23 protein-coding genes are annotated in these 14,462 nt (G+C 35.9%); 13 read left to right on the forward strand and 10 right to left on the reverse strand.

Going from position 1 to position 14,462, the window contains the following annotated elements; all coding sequences use genetic code 11:
* Positions 1–280 precede the first annotated feature (280 nt).
* From AB1630_03095 to secF, 13 genes are all read left to right on the forward strand, one after another.
* On the forward strand, positions 281–511 hold the full coding sequence (locus tag AB1630_03095) for a hypothetical protein (protein ID MEW6102794.1): 231 nt from the start codon (positions 281–283) through the stop codon (positions 509–511).
* 2 nt (positions 512–513) lie between these two features.
* Positions 514–648 (forward strand): hypothetical protein, encoded by a 135-nt coding sequence (locus AB1630_03100; GenBank protein MEW6102795.1) that lies wholly within the window; start codon positions 514–516, stop codon positions 646–648.
* A 1-nt stretch (position 649) separates the two neighbouring features.
* A complete protein-coding gene (locus tag AB1630_03105; protein MEW6102796.1) occupies positions 650–1,570 on the forward strand; it encodes a hypothetical protein in 921 nt (306 codons plus the stop codon).
* Positions 1,571–1,617: 47 nt separating this feature from the next.
* On the forward strand, positions 1,618–1,767 hold the full coding sequence (locus AB1630_03110) for a CRISPR-associated endonuclease Cas6 (protein ID MEW6102797.1): 150 nt from the start codon (positions 1,618–1,620) through the stop codon (positions 1,765–1,767).
* Positions 1,742–2,047 (forward strand): hypothetical protein, encoded by a 306-nt coding sequence (locus tag AB1630_03115; protein MEW6102798.1) that lies wholly within the window; start codon positions 1,742–1,744, stop codon positions 2,045–2,047. Before AB1630_03110 ends, AB1630_03115 begins: the two co-directional genes overlap by 26 nt.
* Complete coding sequence (locus tag AB1630_03120; GenBank protein ID MEW6102799.1) at positions 2,008–2,634, forward strand: nucleotidyl transferase AbiEii/AbiGii toxin family protein; 627 nt, start codon at positions 2,008–2,010, stop codon at positions 2,632–2,634. The genes AB1630_03115 and AB1630_03120 overlap by 40 nt, the downstream gene beginning before the upstream one ends.
* Before the next feature lie 85 nt (positions 2,635–2,719).
* Positions 2,720–3,076: a hypothetical protein gene (locus AB1630_03125; protein MEW6102800.1), complete on the forward strand. Its 357-nt coding sequence runs from the start codon at positions 2,720–2,722 to the stop codon at positions 3,074–3,076.
* Between the two features lie 53 nt (positions 3,077–3,129).
* A complete protein-coding gene (gene cas1 / locus AB1630_03130) occupies positions 3,130–4,107 on the forward strand; it encodes a CRISPR-associated endonuclease Cas1 (protein MEW6102801.1) in 978 nt (325 codons plus the stop codon).
* Positions 4,107–4,412 (forward strand): CRISPR-associated endonuclease Cas2, encoded by a 306-nt coding sequence (cas2, locus tag AB1630_03135; GenBank protein MEW6102802.1) that lies wholly within the window; start codon positions 4,107–4,109, stop codon positions 4,410–4,412. The genes cas1 and cas2 overlap by 1 nt, the downstream gene beginning before the upstream one ends.
* 11 nt (positions 4,413–4,423) lie before the next feature.
* A complete protein-coding gene (cas4, locus tag AB1630_03140) occupies positions 4,424–4,894 on the forward strand; it encodes a CRISPR-associated protein Cas4 (GenBank protein MEW6102803.1) in 471 nt (156 codons plus the stop codon).
* A 154-nt stretch (positions 4,895–5,048) separates the two neighbouring features.
* Positions 5,049–5,330 carry a hypothetical protein gene (locus tag AB1630_03145; protein MEW6102804.1) on the forward strand — a complete coding sequence of 94 codons (282 nt, stop codon included), beginning with the start codon at positions 5,049–5,051 and terminating at the stop codon, positions 5,328–5,330.
* 66 nt (positions 5,331–5,396) lie between these two features.
* Positions 5,397–5,765: a DUF6516 family protein gene (locus AB1630_03150; protein MEW6102805.1), complete on the forward strand. Its 369-nt coding sequence runs from the start codon at positions 5,397–5,399 to the stop codon at positions 5,763–5,765.
* Between the two features lie 311 nt (positions 5,766–6,076).
* Complete coding sequence (secF, locus tag AB1630_03155) at positions 6,077–6,946, forward strand: protein translocase subunit SecF (GenBank protein MEW6102806.1); 870 nt, start codon at positions 6,077–6,079, stop codon at positions 6,944–6,946.
* Here secF and AB1630_03160 read toward each other — a convergent pair whose 3' ends face one another.
* From AB1630_03160 to porA, 10 genes are all read right to left on the reverse strand, one after another.
* On the reverse strand, positions 6,947–7,108 hold the full coding sequence (locus AB1630_03160; GenBank protein MEW6102807.1) for a hypothetical protein: 162 nt from the start codon (positions 7,106–7,108) through the stop codon (positions 6,947–6,949).
* Positions 7,105–7,872: an RNA polymerase sigma factor WhiG gene (whiG, locus tag AB1630_03165; protein ID MEW6102808.1), complete on the reverse strand. Its 768-nt coding sequence runs from the start codon at positions 7,870–7,872 to the stop codon at positions 7,105–7,107. Before whiG ends, AB1630_03160 begins: the two co-directional genes overlap by 4 nt.
* Positions 7,869–8,105, reverse strand: a complete 237-nt coding sequence (locus AB1630_03170; GenBank protein ID MEW6102809.1) for a hypothetical protein — start codon at positions 8,103–8,105, stop codon at positions 7,869–7,871. The genes whiG and AB1630_03170 overlap by 4 nt, the downstream gene beginning before the upstream one ends.
* Before the next feature lie 51 nt (positions 8,106–8,156).
* Complete coding sequence (locus AB1630_03175) at positions 8,157–11,252, reverse strand: S8 family serine peptidase (GenBank protein MEW6102810.1); 3,096 nt, start codon at positions 11,250–11,252, stop codon at positions 8,157–8,159.
* Positions 11,252–12,016, reverse strand: coding sequence for a 4-hydroxy-tetrahydrodipicolinate reductase (gene dapB / locus AB1630_03180; GenBank protein MEW6102811.1), 765 nt, complete (start codon positions 12,014–12,016; stop codon positions 11,252–11,254). Before dapB ends, AB1630_03175 begins: the two co-directional genes overlap by 1 nt.
* Positions 12,013–12,891: a 4-hydroxy-tetrahydrodipicolinate synthase gene (dapA, locus tag AB1630_03185; GenBank protein MEW6102812.1), complete on the reverse strand. Its 879-nt coding sequence runs from the start codon at positions 12,889–12,891 to the stop codon at positions 12,013–12,015. Before dapA ends, dapB begins: the two co-directional genes overlap by 4 nt.
* 69 nt (positions 12,892–12,960) lie before the next feature.
* Positions 12,961–13,227 carry a hypothetical protein gene (locus AB1630_03190; GenBank protein MEW6102813.1) on the reverse strand — a complete coding sequence of 89 codons (267 nt, stop codon included), beginning with the start codon at positions 13,225–13,227 and terminating at the stop codon, positions 12,961–12,963.
* Between the two features lie 75 nt (positions 13,228–13,302).
* Positions 13,303–13,449: a hypothetical protein gene (locus AB1630_03195; GenBank protein MEW6102814.1), complete on the reverse strand. Its 147-nt coding sequence runs from the start codon at positions 13,447–13,449 to the stop codon at positions 13,303–13,305.
* The gene (locus AB1630_03200; GenBank protein MEW6102815.1) at positions 13,433–13,909 is read right to left on the reverse strand and encodes a PIN domain protein; all 477 of its coding nucleotides are present in this window, start codon (positions 13,907–13,909) and stop codon (positions 13,433–13,435) included. Before AB1630_03200 ends, AB1630_03195 begins: the two co-directional genes overlap by 17 nt.
* Before the next feature lie 42 nt (positions 13,910–13,951).
* Positions 13,952–14,462, reverse strand: a 511-nt coding sequence (gene porA, locus AB1630_03205) for a pyruvate ferredoxin oxidoreductase (protein MEW6102816.1), incomplete at its 5' end; no start/stop codon positions are given.

Genomic DNA, 14,462 nt, shown 5'->3' on the forward strand with positions numbered 1-14,462 from the left:
ATGGAAATTCTTCAAAATTAAGGTAATAAGAGGCAAATACTATGAGAGATTTGATAAGTTTAAGGCAGCAGTTCATGAATTCTTTGAGAATTTTGGAAGTTATAAAGGAGAATTAGAGAGCTTACTTACAGAAAAATTTCAGATAATAGAGGTTGTTGACACTTGAAAACCAATTTTATTTGAGTATATTTTAAAATTGGCTCAGAATGATTTTGAGAATATCACCTTAGAAAAGTTAAAGGATATTGAAGGGGTTGGTCTGGCAAAAGCTTGTCAGATAATGGCAGCTATTGAATTTTCAAAAAGATTTTTGATAAAGGAAAGGAAGAAGGGATTAAATGTTTTATTTAAAACCCTTGGTGAGAGCGATGCTATAAGATTCCTGTCCCAAATAAGATATGAAAAGAGAAACTACCTGAGATTTCAGGAAGAGCTATTTGAAGGGATGACCGTGGACGAAATATATAGAAACGCAAAGGCATACTTTGAAAAGAAGAGGTGTAATGACTAATAATGACAAAACTTAATGAATATGACATTCAATTCCTCACAGACAAACTCCAAAAAGGCGAGTCAATATCAGAGGATTATAAGTATAAGCTTTTTCCTACCAGGCAGAGAGAATATGAACTTGTTTTATGCAGGTAAGATGAGGAAGGAAGATATCCTTGCTAATGAGGATGGTGTTTTCCCTGTGCCTTTACAGGTGGAAAAGGTCTTTAACGGTGAAGAATATCTTACAGGTGATAATGACTGGCGGAATATGATTGTCTTTGGAGATAATTTGCAGTTTCTAAAGACGGTCTATGAAAATAAAGACCCTTTGATAAAGGCATTTGGTACACTCTTAAGAAGAAAAGGTAAGACTACTGTAAATGTAAGGAAAATAAATGAACCAGAGCCTGTATCAACAATAGACATTGAGAGAGAAAGTATAGCTGTTGGAAATTTGAGACACGGTGCCACGGTTTTTTACACCGATACCTATCAATATGAACTAATAGATAAAAATAAAGATATTCTTCAAGAAATCAAAAACGATCAAAACCTGCCCAAAAGTGCTAAAAAGGAGATAAATCAATATCTATTCAAAACATCTCTTGATATAGTCTTTACAAGGGCTGAGCCAGAGAGAAGATTTATAGAATATCTATGTAAGAAAGAAAATGGTGAAAAGATTGATTCATGGATTAAGTCAAGAGATAGGGGATTCTATAGAATTGAATACTCATGGAGAAAAGGAGAACATCCTAAACAACAGGAGTTTAACCCAGACTTCTTTATCAAAATTCATAGGGATGGGATTGACTTTATTGTGGTTGTTGAGGTAAAGGCTGATAATGATGATTCGGACGAAAACAAGGCAAAATTACGCTGGACAAAGCAACATTTTGCAGATCTTAATGCTGAACTGGAAAAAACAAAGATAAAACAGAAATACATCTTTCACTTTTTAAGTCCGAATAGTTACTCTGAGTTTTTTGAATATTTAAGGGATGGAAGACTAATAAGAGGAGAATTCAGGAGTGATTTAGAGGATAAGTTGGATACCAACGGGAAAGATAGGTAGAAAATAAAGCAAAAATCGTTAAACATCCTTGAAAGGCACGCCGATGCTTGGATTTTTTGGGAGATTTTTCAGTCAACTTTGAGATTCCTGATTACTGGGGCATTGGTAAATCCGTATCGCGAGGGTTTGGAACAGTAATGAAGCAGAAAACAGACAAAGAGGAAAGAGGGAATGAAAAAACGAATGAAGGAATCTAATCCAAAGGCAATCTTTAATCCAGTTCTATTCTGGGATACAGAGGATATAGACATTGAGAAAAATGCAGGTTATATTATTAGCCGAGTACTAGACTTTGGTGATGAGAAAGACATTAAAATATTAAGAACCCTGTATTCGGATGAAAAACTTATCGAGGTTATTAAAAAAAGACGGGGATTGATGCCTCAAACTGCAAAATTCTGGGCGGTTTATTTCAATATCCCGACGGAGGAGATAACATGTTTGAAAATGTATTACCCGAAAACGGACTTGAGTTAATTGATAATATTTCATCCAAACTCAATGATTTTTACTTAGCCGGTGGAACAGATCTTGCACTCCAACTTGGACATAGAAAATCAATAGACCTGGATTTCTTCTCACCCACGCTCTTTAATACAGACATTGTTTTGGAAAATATTCAACCCGACAAAACCTTGCTGGTTAGAACAGGAGCTATTCATTGTGAACTCAAAAAGGTCAAACTCTCATTTCTTTTTTATCCCCTACCTCTTACCTATCCCACAATTTTATGGCGGGGACTTAACCTTGCTGACTGGAAAGATATAACCGCGGAAAAATTTAAGGCTATATCTCAGAGAGGAACAAAAAAGGACTTTTATGACCTCTATGCTGTTTTACAAATCAAATTATCTATAGATGATGCATGCCAGATTTTTAAGGCAAGATTCGCCTCCTCAGGTATTAATATGTATCATGTTTTAAAGAGCCTTACTTTTTTTGAGGATGCAGAGGAAGACCCACTACCAATACTTACTGCGGAATCTAAACATTGGCAATGGGATGTAATAAAGAAATTTTTTGAAGGGAATATTAAGCAATTTGAAAAAAATCTTATGGAGTAAACCCCCTTTATAAACTTTGAAATCCCTGATTACTGGGGCATTGGTAAATCAGTCTCAAGGGGGTTTGGGACGGTTATAAAAAATTATGTTTAAACCAAATTTTACAATCACTAACCAAATAAACAATTCTCTCCTTGAGATTGAGAGGGCAAGGGGATTTTTGGATGCGGCTAAGTTGAAGGAAGAATGGATAAAGGATATGCAGAGTGAGGCTCTTATCCTTGAAGCACATCATTCTACTCATATTGAAGGCACTCAACTGACACTATCCCAGGCTCAAAAAATCCTTACAGGGCAACCTTTCATTGGAAGGGTAAAATATGTGGAATTGTTTAAGGTTTCATTAAGAACAGCCAATTACGACCTTGCTCAATTAGAGAAATCAGGCTTTATTGAGAAAACTGGAGTAGGAAGGGCAATAAGATATAAGATAAAGGGTTAATGGTGAAAATTTGCACGCAAATTGCACGCAAATTGCACGCAAAAGAAGGGATTATGCAGCTTGTCATTAACACTTACGGTTCATATCTTCAAAAGAACGGTGATTGCTTTAAGGTCAAAAGGGATGACCAGACCTTTGAGGTCTCGGCTAAAAAGGTTTCGTCTATCCTCATTACAACCGCCGCTTATATCACTACCGATGCCATTAAACTGGCAATGGACAACAATATTGACATTGTTTTCCTTGATGATTTTGGTGACCCTTATGGCAGGGTATGGCACAGTAAGTTGGGCAGCACCACCTTAATCCGAAGAAGACAGATTGAGATTGCAGAAATTGAGGAGGGATTATCCCTTGCCATTTCCTGGATTAAAAGAAAGTTTGAGAATCAGATAGAGCTACTTAAAAGACTCAGGAACACACGAACACAGAAATCAGCAGAGATTACCGGCTACATTGAGAAATTGGTGAATTGCCAAAAGACATTGGATACCATTTCAGGGACAATTGAAGAAAGGCGGGGGACAATTATGGGTATAGAAGGGAGTGGCGGCAGGATATACTTTGAAGCCTTAAGTTTTCTTGTCCCGGAGCGATATAAGTTTAATGGTCGTAGCAGAAACCCAGCTCAGGATGAATTCAACAGCCTCTTAAACTATGCCTACGGTATTCTCTACTCAAAGGTAGAAAAAGCCTGTATCATTGCTGGGCTTGACCCTTATGTAGGCATTATCCATACCGATAATTACAACAAGAAATCGTTAGTCTTTGATTTAATAGAGCTTTTTCGGATATGGGCTGATGAAACGGTAATAAACCTTTTTGCCGCAAGGAAGGTAAAACAAGAACATTTTGACCGGCTTAAAAATGGCTTTACCCTTAATAAAGAAGGTAAGGCTTTGTTGATTGAAGAATTTAGTGCCTTTCTGGATGAATCTATCCGCTACGGAGGCAGAAATATCAAAAGGGGTGATGTTATCCAATTTGAGTGCCCCCGGATAGCAAATGGATTAATAAAGGAGAAAGAATAGTGGCAGACAATGAAACCTTACTCTGGGTAATCTATGATATTGTTGAAGATAAGAAGCGTAACCGCATTGCTAAAGTTTGTAAAAACAAAGGGCTTTATCGGGTTCAAAAATCAGCCTTTGTAGGTAAGTTGAACAGAAATCAGCTGGATGAATTAAGGATTATGTGCGAGGATTTGATTGATGACAAAGAGGATTCTGTTTATATCTTTCCTATGTGTAGTGAGGATTTTAAAAAGGTCAAACTATTGGGGCAGTCCTTTGATAAGAAGCTTATATCCGGCGAGCTGTTAGCAAAATTCTTTTAAGGGAAGTTAATATGGATACCGAATCTACATTGATGATAACGCCTTCAGAGGTAATCGAACATCTTTTTTGCCCGCGTTTTACCTATTTTATGAATTGCTTAAAGATACCCCAGCATGAAGAGCAAAGATATAAGGTGCTAAAAGGTAGGGAACTACATTCAAAAAGAGAGCAAGAAAACAGAGAATACTTGCGTAAAAGGATAGGATGTATTGGCAAAGAGATATTAGTTTACTTAGCCTCACCAAGACTTCGGGTGCGTGGGATTGTGGACGAGGTATTGACCCTAACTGATGGAAGTATGTCGCCACTTGATTATAAATATACTGAATTTAATGATTTCCTGTTCAAGACACATAAGATTCAATCGGTCATTTATGTGATGTTGATAAAAGAGATATATCAGAAGCCAGTAAACGAAGGTTATATTTGTTATGTGCGAAGCGGTAATACCTTAAAAAAAAATACTTTACAAATCAGATGATTTTGAATATACTAATAAACTAATTGATGAGGTCTTCAAGGTGATAATGTTAGGTTACTATCCAAAGAAGACTTCGTATGCTAACAAATGTGTTGACTGTTGTTATAAAAATATTTGCGTGTGAGTTTCAAAAAGTTAGGAGGTAGAACAAGCTATGACTGTTATAGATGTAGTAGCAAAAGGATTACATATAGCACCAAAGGAACTTTTGAGAGAAAGCCTTAAGAGTTATCTTGAAAAAAAACTTTCAAGGATTGAAACAGATATCTTTCTTCTGGCGAAAAAATATGGAGTTAAAGATGTGTTTGACCTTGATTCAAAGGTAAAAAAAGGATTTTTTAGCGAAAAAGAATCTTATGAGGATTATTTTCTCTTTGATAATCTTGAGGCAGAGTGTGAAAGAATAAAAAGATTAATAGGTAAGGTTAATGTATAGTTTAGAAGATATAAGAAGAATAGCACTCAATTAGTTTCAAAAGAAAAAATAAAAGAAGGATGGTTAATGTATAGTTTAGAAGATATAAGAAGAATAGCACAGATTGAATTTGCAGATATGGTTAAGGAAATACATCGTTCTGAGCATAAATTAAGAATCATTCTTATTACCAAAGGTTTTGTAGATATACATTTATCTCAAAAATTAGTTAATAAGTTTGGTTTTCACTGGGAATGTATGGATATGAAAGGAACTATCTATAGATACGATAATTTTCCTGATAAAAAGTGGGAATTTCTACCAACCTTTCCACATCATTTTCATAACAGTTCTCAAGATGCTGTAGAGTCTTCACCATTCCCATTGACACCAATTGAGGGATTTAGAACATTTATGGAGTTTATAAGAGGGAAATTAAAAGGTTCGGTAGATTAATATGATGTATTGACTGTTGTTATAAAAATATTTGTGGGTGATCTTTGAAAACTTAATATTCATTGAAATTTCAAGGATTTTTTGATCGTAAAAGGATGTAAAGTGGAGAAAAAAAATAGAGATTTTATGGGTTTTTTGTAGTCTAAAAACACCAAAAAGAATATGGGTAAAAATGGCACAACGACTTGATAATAAAAGAATTAAGAAAAAAATGCTGTGATAACCCAACTTCCACTAAAACAAGGATTTGCTTAAAATTCAAGCTAAATTTTTTCCTTGCAAAAATTGTCTTTAGAAGATAAACTTTTTATATGATTGATTTCTTAAGATTAAGGAAGGCTTTTTATCTTTTCTCAGGGATATTAGTTGTTGTCGGATTAGTTTCGCTTGTTGTCAGGGGAGGAAAAAGTTTAGGTATTGACTTTACAGGTGGAGCAATGATTAACCTTAAGTTTGAAGAAAAAATCCCTGAGAAAGGACTTGAAGATATAAGAAATGGGCTTAATACAGCAGGAATAAAGGGACAAATTCAATATATTGGAGGAGAAAGAAGGGAGCTTCTTGTTAAGGTAAAGGGAGCTTCTGATGAAAAAATAGAGGCAAAGATAAGGAACGTAGCAAGTGATATTGGAAAATTTGACTATTCAAGCACATATGTTGGTCCATCTGTAAGTAGACATCTTGGCTCTTATGCTACAAAGGCTATCATCCTTGCAATAATTGCTATGCTCATATATATTGGATTTAGGTTTGAATTTAGGTTTGGTGTTTCTGCAATGCTTGCCCTCCTTCATGATATGATAATATCATTAGGCATTTATTCCCTTACGGGAAGGGAATTTAATGCCCCAACCATTGCGGCATTTTTAACCATTGCTGGTTATTCTGTAAATGATACCATTGTTGTTTTTGATAGAATAAGGGAGAATTTAAGGCTTTCCAGAAAGGAGGATTACTATACCCTTCTTAATAAAAGTATTAACCAAACCCTTACAAGGACACTTATTACAGGCCTGACAACACTATTTACCTGCGTTGCCCTCTGGTTATTCGCAGGTGGCGATGTTTCTGATTTTGCCTTTGCTTTAACAATTGGAATAGCCATTGGGACATTCTCTTCCGATTGCATGGCAAGCCCCATCCTTTATGAATGGCATATAAGAAGCAAGGTACAAAAGTAGTTATTTCTTTTCCTTTTCTTCTTTTGCTAATAGGATTGAGATGGGGATGATAATAAGGCCTGCTACAATAAAAGATGGACCAAGAAATAGCCTTTTTAGGTAAAGAAGAAGAAATCCCATCCCATAAACCAAAAGCCCAATTATAAATATTTTTTTATTCATTTTTTTATAAAATCAGTCAGTGTCTTTTTTATAGATGCCTTAAGCTTTATTATAGCATTTGCATGTAATTGGCAGGCACGGGATTCAGTAACATTTAGAACCTTTCCTATTTCTTTTAAGGTAAGGTCTTCGTAGTAATAGAGGGCAATAACCTCCCTCTCTTTTTCAGAAAGCTTATTTATAGCCTTTGCCAATCTTTCCTTTATTTCCTCTTTCTCTACAATAACCTCTGGATTTTGACTTTGAGGAGCCTCTATTGTTTCAACACCCAAAATCTCATGGTCGTCTTCTCCTAGATACCACACTTCATCAAGGGAAATAATTGTTGTTCCTGAAATGTCAAGAAGGATTTGGTCAAATTCTTCTCTGGTTATTCCAAGCTCCTCACATACCTCCTCTTCTGTTACAGATCTTCCATATTTCTTTTCAAGCTTTATATAAGTATCCTCAAGCTCCTTTGCCCTTTTTCTCATAAGCCTTGGCACCCAATCAAGGGCTCTTAACTCATCTATAATAGCACCTTTAATCCTTTTTGAAGCATAGGTTTGAAAAACAAAGCCTTGATTTGGATCAAATTTTTCAATAGCATCTATAAGCCCAATAATTCCATAGCTTATAAGGTCATCATGGTCAATATGAGGAGCTCCTATAGCTACCCTTCCTGCTATATATTTAACAAGGGGGGCATATTTTAAAATAAGTTCTTCCCTTATCTTAGAGTCATTGGTTTTTTTATACTCCCTCCACTGTTCTTCTTCTATCATGGTCTTTCTTCTTTAAGAATAATATTAAAGCCCTTCCTCTTTTTAAATTGCTGTCTTATAAGAAGCTCTAATATCAATCCAGATGTAAAAACAACAAGGAATGTAAGAAGCATTTTAATAATAGAAACAAAGAATGCCTCTTTAAGAGAAACTATTCCTCCTAATCTAAATATAGAAAATAAGCCTACGCCTATTGATATTAAAAATCCCGCTAGAAATGGAAATCCCCCCATTTTTTTAAAGATTATAGGGATGGAAAAATCCCTATGTCAAGCAATTTGCTTTTATTTTACAATCCCAATCTTTCCTCTGGCTTTTTTGTTAATAACAAATATATAGACCCCAGATGCTAATTTCTTTTCTTTAGGATTCCATATTTTTCTTCCATTATCCTCTGGGTTTGTAAAAAGCTCGTCTATCATTTCTCCTGCAATATTATATATCATTATACTTCCACCCTGTGGAAGCCTCTTTTCTACTATATTTGGGTCTCCAAAGGTTATAAAGCTATGCTTATGCCAAATAAATGGATTGGGAAATACGGTGGGTTTTGTTATTTCCTCTGGGTATGTTGGTGTTCCACCAATGGTGAACAAAGAAAGGTGCTCTGTAATTGTTGCTATTATTGCGTTTGAAGAAATGTCAATAAAATATGGGATTTCCTTGCCATCCTGAAAGATACATAAATTCCTCTCTTTGATTGTTCCAGAAACAATGCCATTTATCTCGGGATAAGAAAATTTGGCGGTGATTGTTCCCTTAAGCGGTGCAGAAGCAAAGATATTCCATCCCATCACCGGCTTTATCCCTTTTGGAACATTTGTTTCTGAGCTTGTTGCGATATTTATCTTAAAAGGCACCTCAAATGTATTGGGAGAAATAAGAAGCTCTACATTGTTTGTAGAAATAGTTGCTTGTTTTGATAAATTAAGAAAGACATTAACAGAGGCTGTTGCAATTAGAGAAGAAAGCTTTATTGTAATTATATCAAGCCCATAATCTGGCATTTCTGTGATTGTTGCTATTATCTTTGTTTCATATCCTGTAAGGTCATATGTTGTTGGGTTTATAGAATTTGTAAGATTAGAAATGGTTATGGTTGCAGTTGAAAATACAGGGCTTCCTTGAGAATCTTTGGGAAATATGGTTAATGTGAAGGTATTGTAAGTTGTAATGGTCTCTGGGCAGGAAAGTAAAAGAAAAGATAAAGAAGGTGGATAAATGAATTTTAGAATAAACTCATCCCAATTTGTATCTTTGGCAAATAAAAGGTTTTTTGGGGTATAGGTTCCCAAATAGCCATCGTCTTCTTTGGGAAAATAAATAGAAAGGCCAGAATAATTCTTTGAGTCTGTGGTATGGGAAGAAAAAAGAATAGGGGATGTAAGGCTTACCTCTAGCCTATTTGCAAAGTCAAAAAGGTCAATGTATGAAGGATCCCACCTAGTAAATATGACATTATTCCTTGCTGTGCTTATTTTGTCCCAATCATTGATTGAGGTAATGCTTCCCAAAGATAAGGCAAGGCTTCCTACCTTTAAAAGGTCAATGGAGGAAAGGGTTATTTCATCGCTACCTGGATATGAAGAAACATAGGTTTGGACAATGGTTTCTGCCAAAAGACTTGAGGTTGTGACAGAACCAATGCTAACTAATATTTTATCATATGCCCAACCATCATTTGGTTCTACATCTTCTGAGGCTACCATAATATTGCCACAATCCTTTATCTGATGTGCAACCTCTGCCATTGCCATAAGGCAGGCATCGAAGCCGATTAGGTTAATCTTTTCACAAGAAGAAAGGGTTTCCCTTAATTCCTTTAAAGAAAGGGAATCACCATCGCTTGTATCATCATAACATACACACTTTGGCTTTTTTTCTAATGCCTTTGTCTTCCAGCCACTTCCATGATCCCAAAGAATTAAGGCATAATTATTAGCCGGATATGAGCCTTTTGCCCAATTTATAAAATTTTTTAATGTATTTGGGTCTCCCATATTTGCTTCGCCTATATCATCAATAGCATTTTCTGGGTATGGCGTCATATCTTTTGTGATATAAAACCTTTTTGTCCCTGTCCAATTGCCATAATTTGAATCATAGTATGAAATACGGTCAAATTGGACAACAATGTTTACATTTTCATTTGAGCCAATACTTGACATTTCTAAAAAATCATCAATTGCTGCAGATTCTAGGTCATTATCAGCGTCAAGATAGACGATGAATGTCCAGGTTTTGGTTGAGATATTGAAATCAAGGCTTTTTTTGGCATTTATCCTTTTTCCAATCCTATATATTCCTCCAATATCATCACCACCTTCCTTAATTGCCCTCATTACCATATTGTTATTCCAGGATGGATTTTTTGAAAATAAAAGCCCTCCTAAACCGGCAACAAATGGTGATGCCATTGAGGTCCCATTCTTTTCATCGTAATAACCATAATTGGTTCTTACTGTACTATAAATCCTATCCCCAGGGGAAGCTACATCAACCCAATCGCCATAGTTGGAAAAACTTGCCTTTTGGTCATTTTGGTTGGTTGCGGAAACCGCCATAACATTATCATAGGCGGCAGGATAAAACATTGTAGCATTTCCCTTATTTCCCGCGGCTGCCACCAGCAATGTTCCCCTGCCATAAGCATAGTCGCAAGCTTCTTTAAGGGTTTGAGAAAAATCAGTATCCCCAAAGCTCATATTGATTACCTTTACTCCATTATAATCTGCCGCATATCTTATTGCCAAAGCAATATCAGGATCTTCGCCCTCGCCTTTATAATTAAAGCATTTTACCGCCAAGAGCTTGCAATCCCAGGCAATGCCTGCGGTGCCTGTGCCATTATTTGTCTCTGCCCCAGCAATCCCAGCCACATGTGTTCCATGGCTATGGCCTGTTAGAGAATAATCATGATCATCCATTGGGTCATTGTCATTATTGACAAAATCATAGCCCTTTATAACCTTGCCATTCAAATCAGAATGATTATAATCAATTCCTGTGTCTAAAATGGCAACGATAACAGAAGATGAGCCTTTTTCTATCTCCCAAGCAGAAGGTGCAGAAATCTTATTAAGCCCCCATTGTTGGTTAAAATAAGGGTCATTCGGGGTTATGCAGATCTTTCTTATATAATTCGGCTCTGCATAGACTACATTTGGGTCTTTAGAAAGTTCATAAACTACATCCTCAACAGACCTATTCTTAAATGTAAGCTTATATGTTTTGTCAAAGAGATACTTAGAAGAAAGGATACCAGAAATGCTTAAAGATGAAATATCCCTTCCTTTTTTAATCTTTACAAGAACCTCACCCTCTTTATAAGCAGAAAAAACAAGAAATGGGATAAGGAGAAATAAAAGAAGCCTTTTCACTAAAGAAGATCAAGGATGGAATATAATTTTGGCTCTTTATGGACAATAAATTTAGCTGCCCTAATAGCACCATAAGCAAAGACATCCCTTGAGGTTGCACGATGGGTAATTTCTATTCTCTCGCCACTACCACCAAATATAATTGTATGGTCTCCAACAACATCGCCTAACCTTATGCTCATTAAACCTATCTCATTGTCCTCTTTCTTTTTTTTGCCCTTTCTTCCATACACTGCTGCTTTTTCAATATCATATCCACGAGATTCTGCTAATATCTCATAGAGCCTTTTTGCTGTTCCAGAGGGAGAATCAAGCTTATGCTTATGGTGCGCCTCAATTATCTCAATGTCAAAAGAGGAAAGGAGCTTTGAAACCTGCGGTAAGAGCTTAAATATAACATTCATCCCAAAGCTCATATTAGATGAATAGAGAATAGGGATATACTTTGATGCGCTTTTCATATGTGCCATTTGATCCTTTGAAAGACCCGTTGTTCCAATAACAATTACCTTTTCATTCTCTTTTGCAATATCAATATGCTCCATCAGGGAATCAGGGCTTGTAAAATCAATTAAACAATCGCCTTTGTTTATAACATCTAACAGCTCATCAGAAATCTCGCATCCATAAAGATTGGTTCCTATCATTGGATGTTGTTTTTTCTCAACAAGACCAGCAATCTTTATTTGAGGGTCTTCCGATGCAAGCCTTGCAATGCTAGAGCCCATCCTTCCACAACACCCTAGAATAATTAACTTAATCATTTTACAATCCCGAGAGATAAAAGGACATCCTTTATCTTTTTAGATGTTTCCTCCTTTACCCTTACAAGGGGAAGCCTAACATTAGGATTCGGAATAAGCCCCATTATGAACAATGCTTCCTTGACAGGTGCTGGATTTGTTTCTAAAAACATCGCCTTGCACAAAGGAAGAAGCTTATAGTAAAGAGACCTTGCCCTTTGTATATCCTCCTCTACCTCCTCTATCATTCCCGAAAAATCAGCAGGAGCTACATTCGCACTTGCGGAAATTGCACCTTTAGCACCAATTGTCATCAAAGGAAATGCTAAAGCATCTTCTCCGCAAAATACCCCAATCTTCCCATTGCAGAGCTTGATTATCTCAGCAGATTGAATGAGGTTTCCAGATGCCTCCTTTATCCCAACAATGTTTTCAATAGATGATAATTTAAAAACCGTCTCAGGCATCATATTTACACCGGTTCTTCCCGGGACATTATAAAGAATAATAGGAAGCCTTATATTCTTTGCTAGCTCTTTAAAATGGGCAATTAAGCCATCTTGTGTTGGCTTGTTGTAATATGGTGTAATGCTTAATATTCCATCTGAACCATCTTCCTCTGCCTGCTTTGCTATCTCAATTGCCTCTTTTGTTGAATTTGAACCAGCACCTGCAATTACAGGTATTCTTTTCTTTACAACATCTATTGTAAATTTTACAACATCCCTATGCTCTTTATGCGATAAAGTTGCAGATTCTCCGGTTGTCCCTACAGGAACAAGCCCATTTGTTCCACTTTCAATATGAAACTCAATAAGCCTTTCTAATACCTCATAGTCAATTGAGTAATCATCCTTAAATGGCGTTATTATAGGAACTATAGACCCTTTAAACATAATCCTTATCCTCTCCTTATTTAAATTAAATCTAGTATAATAAAAAAATGTATTTTTGTCTATATAAATTTATTCACGAACGCCGAGGTATCTTATAGGCTCATCAACCTTTTGTTCTTTAAGACAAGAAGTAAGGTCATTATATACCCTTTTTATATCCTCAATCCCTATGTCCCTTCCTCCTAAGCCATAGATATAATTTACAAGCAAAGGTGCCTCTGGAAGGCCATATAAACTAGACCTAATCTCAAGGCATAGTGGAGCAAATGAGGCATTTAACCCTGTTGCCCTATCTAAAACAGCAATTACTTTTGCTCCAGAAAGGGCTTTTTCTATTTATACATTTTATTTCAAAATGTTGTATTCCCAACGATTTTTGTCATTTACCATCCTTTTTTACCTTCTATTATCTTAAATGGATGCTGATTTTCTTTTTTTAAAAGAACTATATCTTGTTTTAAGTTCCTTTAAAAAAGATTCTCTGTCTGTAGTATATTTTTCGCTTAATTCCTCTCTGATTTTTCTCTGAAATTTTACGGCATCAAATTTTTTTCTCATGTATAACCTCCCTTGGGCTCCTGATTTCCAATACAGGATAGCCCAATTTTATATTTATTGAATTAAAGGCATGGATATGTTCAAGATTTACAATTTGTTTAAAATTCCAACTAACCAGAACATCAACTCGCTCCACAGTGGCTATAGCAATGTGTTGAGCATCAGCTAAATGTTTTGAGGTTACAACCTTATTTTCAAAATAGCTCAATGCCAACCTTTCAGCTTCTTTTGAAAGAAAAACATTATAAAGATTGGCATCTGGAATTGTTGAAAGTATTTTTCTTATATCTGGTGGGGCATCCTTAAGTTCACGCCGTGTAAGGTCAGAAATAACAGCAATTTTAATCCCCTTGTGAAATTCCTCAAAAAGCAATTTTGACCATATGTCAAATTCAGCATCAAAACAACCACCAATTACCGATGTATCTATATAAACTCTTGGTACTATCTGTGGCAACATATATTTATTTTAACACAAACTACCTTATACTGCAAAGATTTCTTACTCCCTAATCCCGAGGTATCTTATAGGCTCATCAACCCTTTGTTCTTTAAGACAAGAAGTAAGGTCATTATATACCCTTTTTATATCCTCAATCCCTATGTCCCTTCCTCCTAAGCCATAGATATAATTTACAAGCAAAGGTGCCTCTGGAAGGCCATATAAACTAGACCTAATCTCAAGGCATAGTGGAGCAAATGAGGCATTTAACCCTGTTGCCCTATCTAAAACAGCAATTACTTTTGCTCCAGAAAGGGCTTCTTTTATCTCTTTATCTGGAAATGGACGGAATTGGGAGACCTTTAAAAGCCCTGCTTTTATCCCATTTTTTCTTAATTCGTCAACAACGCATTTTATTGTTCCAGATGTAGAGCCTATTGCAACTAGGGCAATGTCAGCATCAGAAAGCATATATTCTGAAACGGGGGAATATTCCCTGCTAAATTTCTCTTTGAATTCTTGTTGTATATCCCTTATTACTACCTTCGCATCGTTCATTGCCTCAATTGTT

The organism is bacterium (genome assembly GCA_040753555.1).
In the GTDB taxonomy this organism is placed as follows: domain Bacteria; phylum UBA9089; class UBA9088; order UBA9088; family UBA9088; genus JBFLYE01.

Coding starts and splice junctions, on each gene's coding strand:
- AB1630_03095 (MEW6102794.1), top strand. CDS start 281: ATGGCAGCTATTGAATTTTCAAAAAGATTTTTGATAAAGGAAAGGAAG.
- AB1630_03100 (MEW6102795.1), top strand. CDS start 514: ATGACAAAACTTAATGAATATGACATTCAATTCCTCACAGACAAACTC.
- AB1630_03105 (MEW6102796.1), top strand. CDS start 650: ATGAGGAAGGAAGATATCCTTGCTAATGAGGATGGTGTTTTCCCTGTG.
- AB1630_03115 (MEW6102798.1), top strand. CDS start 1,742: ATGAAAAAACGAATGAAGGAATCTAATCCAAAGGCAATCTTTAATCCA.
- AB1630_03120 (MEW6102799.1), top strand. CDS start 2,008: ATGTTTGAAAATGTATTACCCGAAAACGGACTTGAGTTAATTGATAAT.
- AB1630_03125 (MEW6102800.1), top strand. CDS start 2,720: ATGTTTAAACCAAATTTTACAATCACTAACCAAATAAACAATTCTCTC.
- cas1 (MEW6102801.1), top strand. CDS start 3,130: ATGCAGCTTGTCATTAACACTTACGGTTCATATCTTCAAAAGAACGGT.
- cas4 (MEW6102803.1), top strand. CDS start 4,424: ATGGATACCGAATCTACATTGATGATAACGCCTTCAGAGGTAATCGAA.
- AB1630_03145 (MEW6102804.1), top strand. CDS start 5,049: ATGACTGTTATAGATGTAGTAGCAAAAGGATTACATATAGCACCAAAG.
- AB1630_03150 (MEW6102805.1), top strand. CDS start 5,397: ATGTATAGTTTAGAAGATATAAGAAGAATAGCACAGATTGAATTTGCA.
- secF (MEW6102806.1), top strand. CDS start 6,077: ATGATTGATTTCTTAAGATTAAGGAAGGCTTTTTATCTTTTCTCAGGG.
- AB1630_03160 (MEW6102807.1), bottom strand. CDS start 7,108: ATGAATAAAAAAATATTTATAATTGGGCTTTTGGTTTATGGGATGGGA.
- whiG (MEW6102808.1), bottom strand. CDS start 7,872: ATGATAGAAGAAGAACAGTGGAGGGAGTATAAAAAAACCAATGACTCT.
- AB1630_03170 (MEW6102809.1), bottom strand. CDS start 8,105: ATGGGGGGATTTCCATTTCTAGCGGGATTTTTAATATCAATAGGCGTA.
- dapB (MEW6102811.1), bottom strand. CDS start 12,016: ATGATTAAGTTAATTATTCTAGGGTGTTGTGGAAGGATGGGCTCTAGC.
- dapA (MEW6102812.1), bottom strand. CDS start 12,891: ATGTTTAAAGGGTCTATAGTTCCTATAATAACGCCATTTAAGGATGAT.
- AB1630_03195 (MEW6102814.1), bottom strand. CDS start 13,449: ATGAGAAAAAAATTTGATGCCGTAAAATTTCAGAGAAAAATCAGAGAG.
- AB1630_03200 (MEW6102815.1), bottom strand. CDS start 13,909: ATGTTGCCACAGATAGTACCAAGAGTTTATATAGATACATCGGTAATT.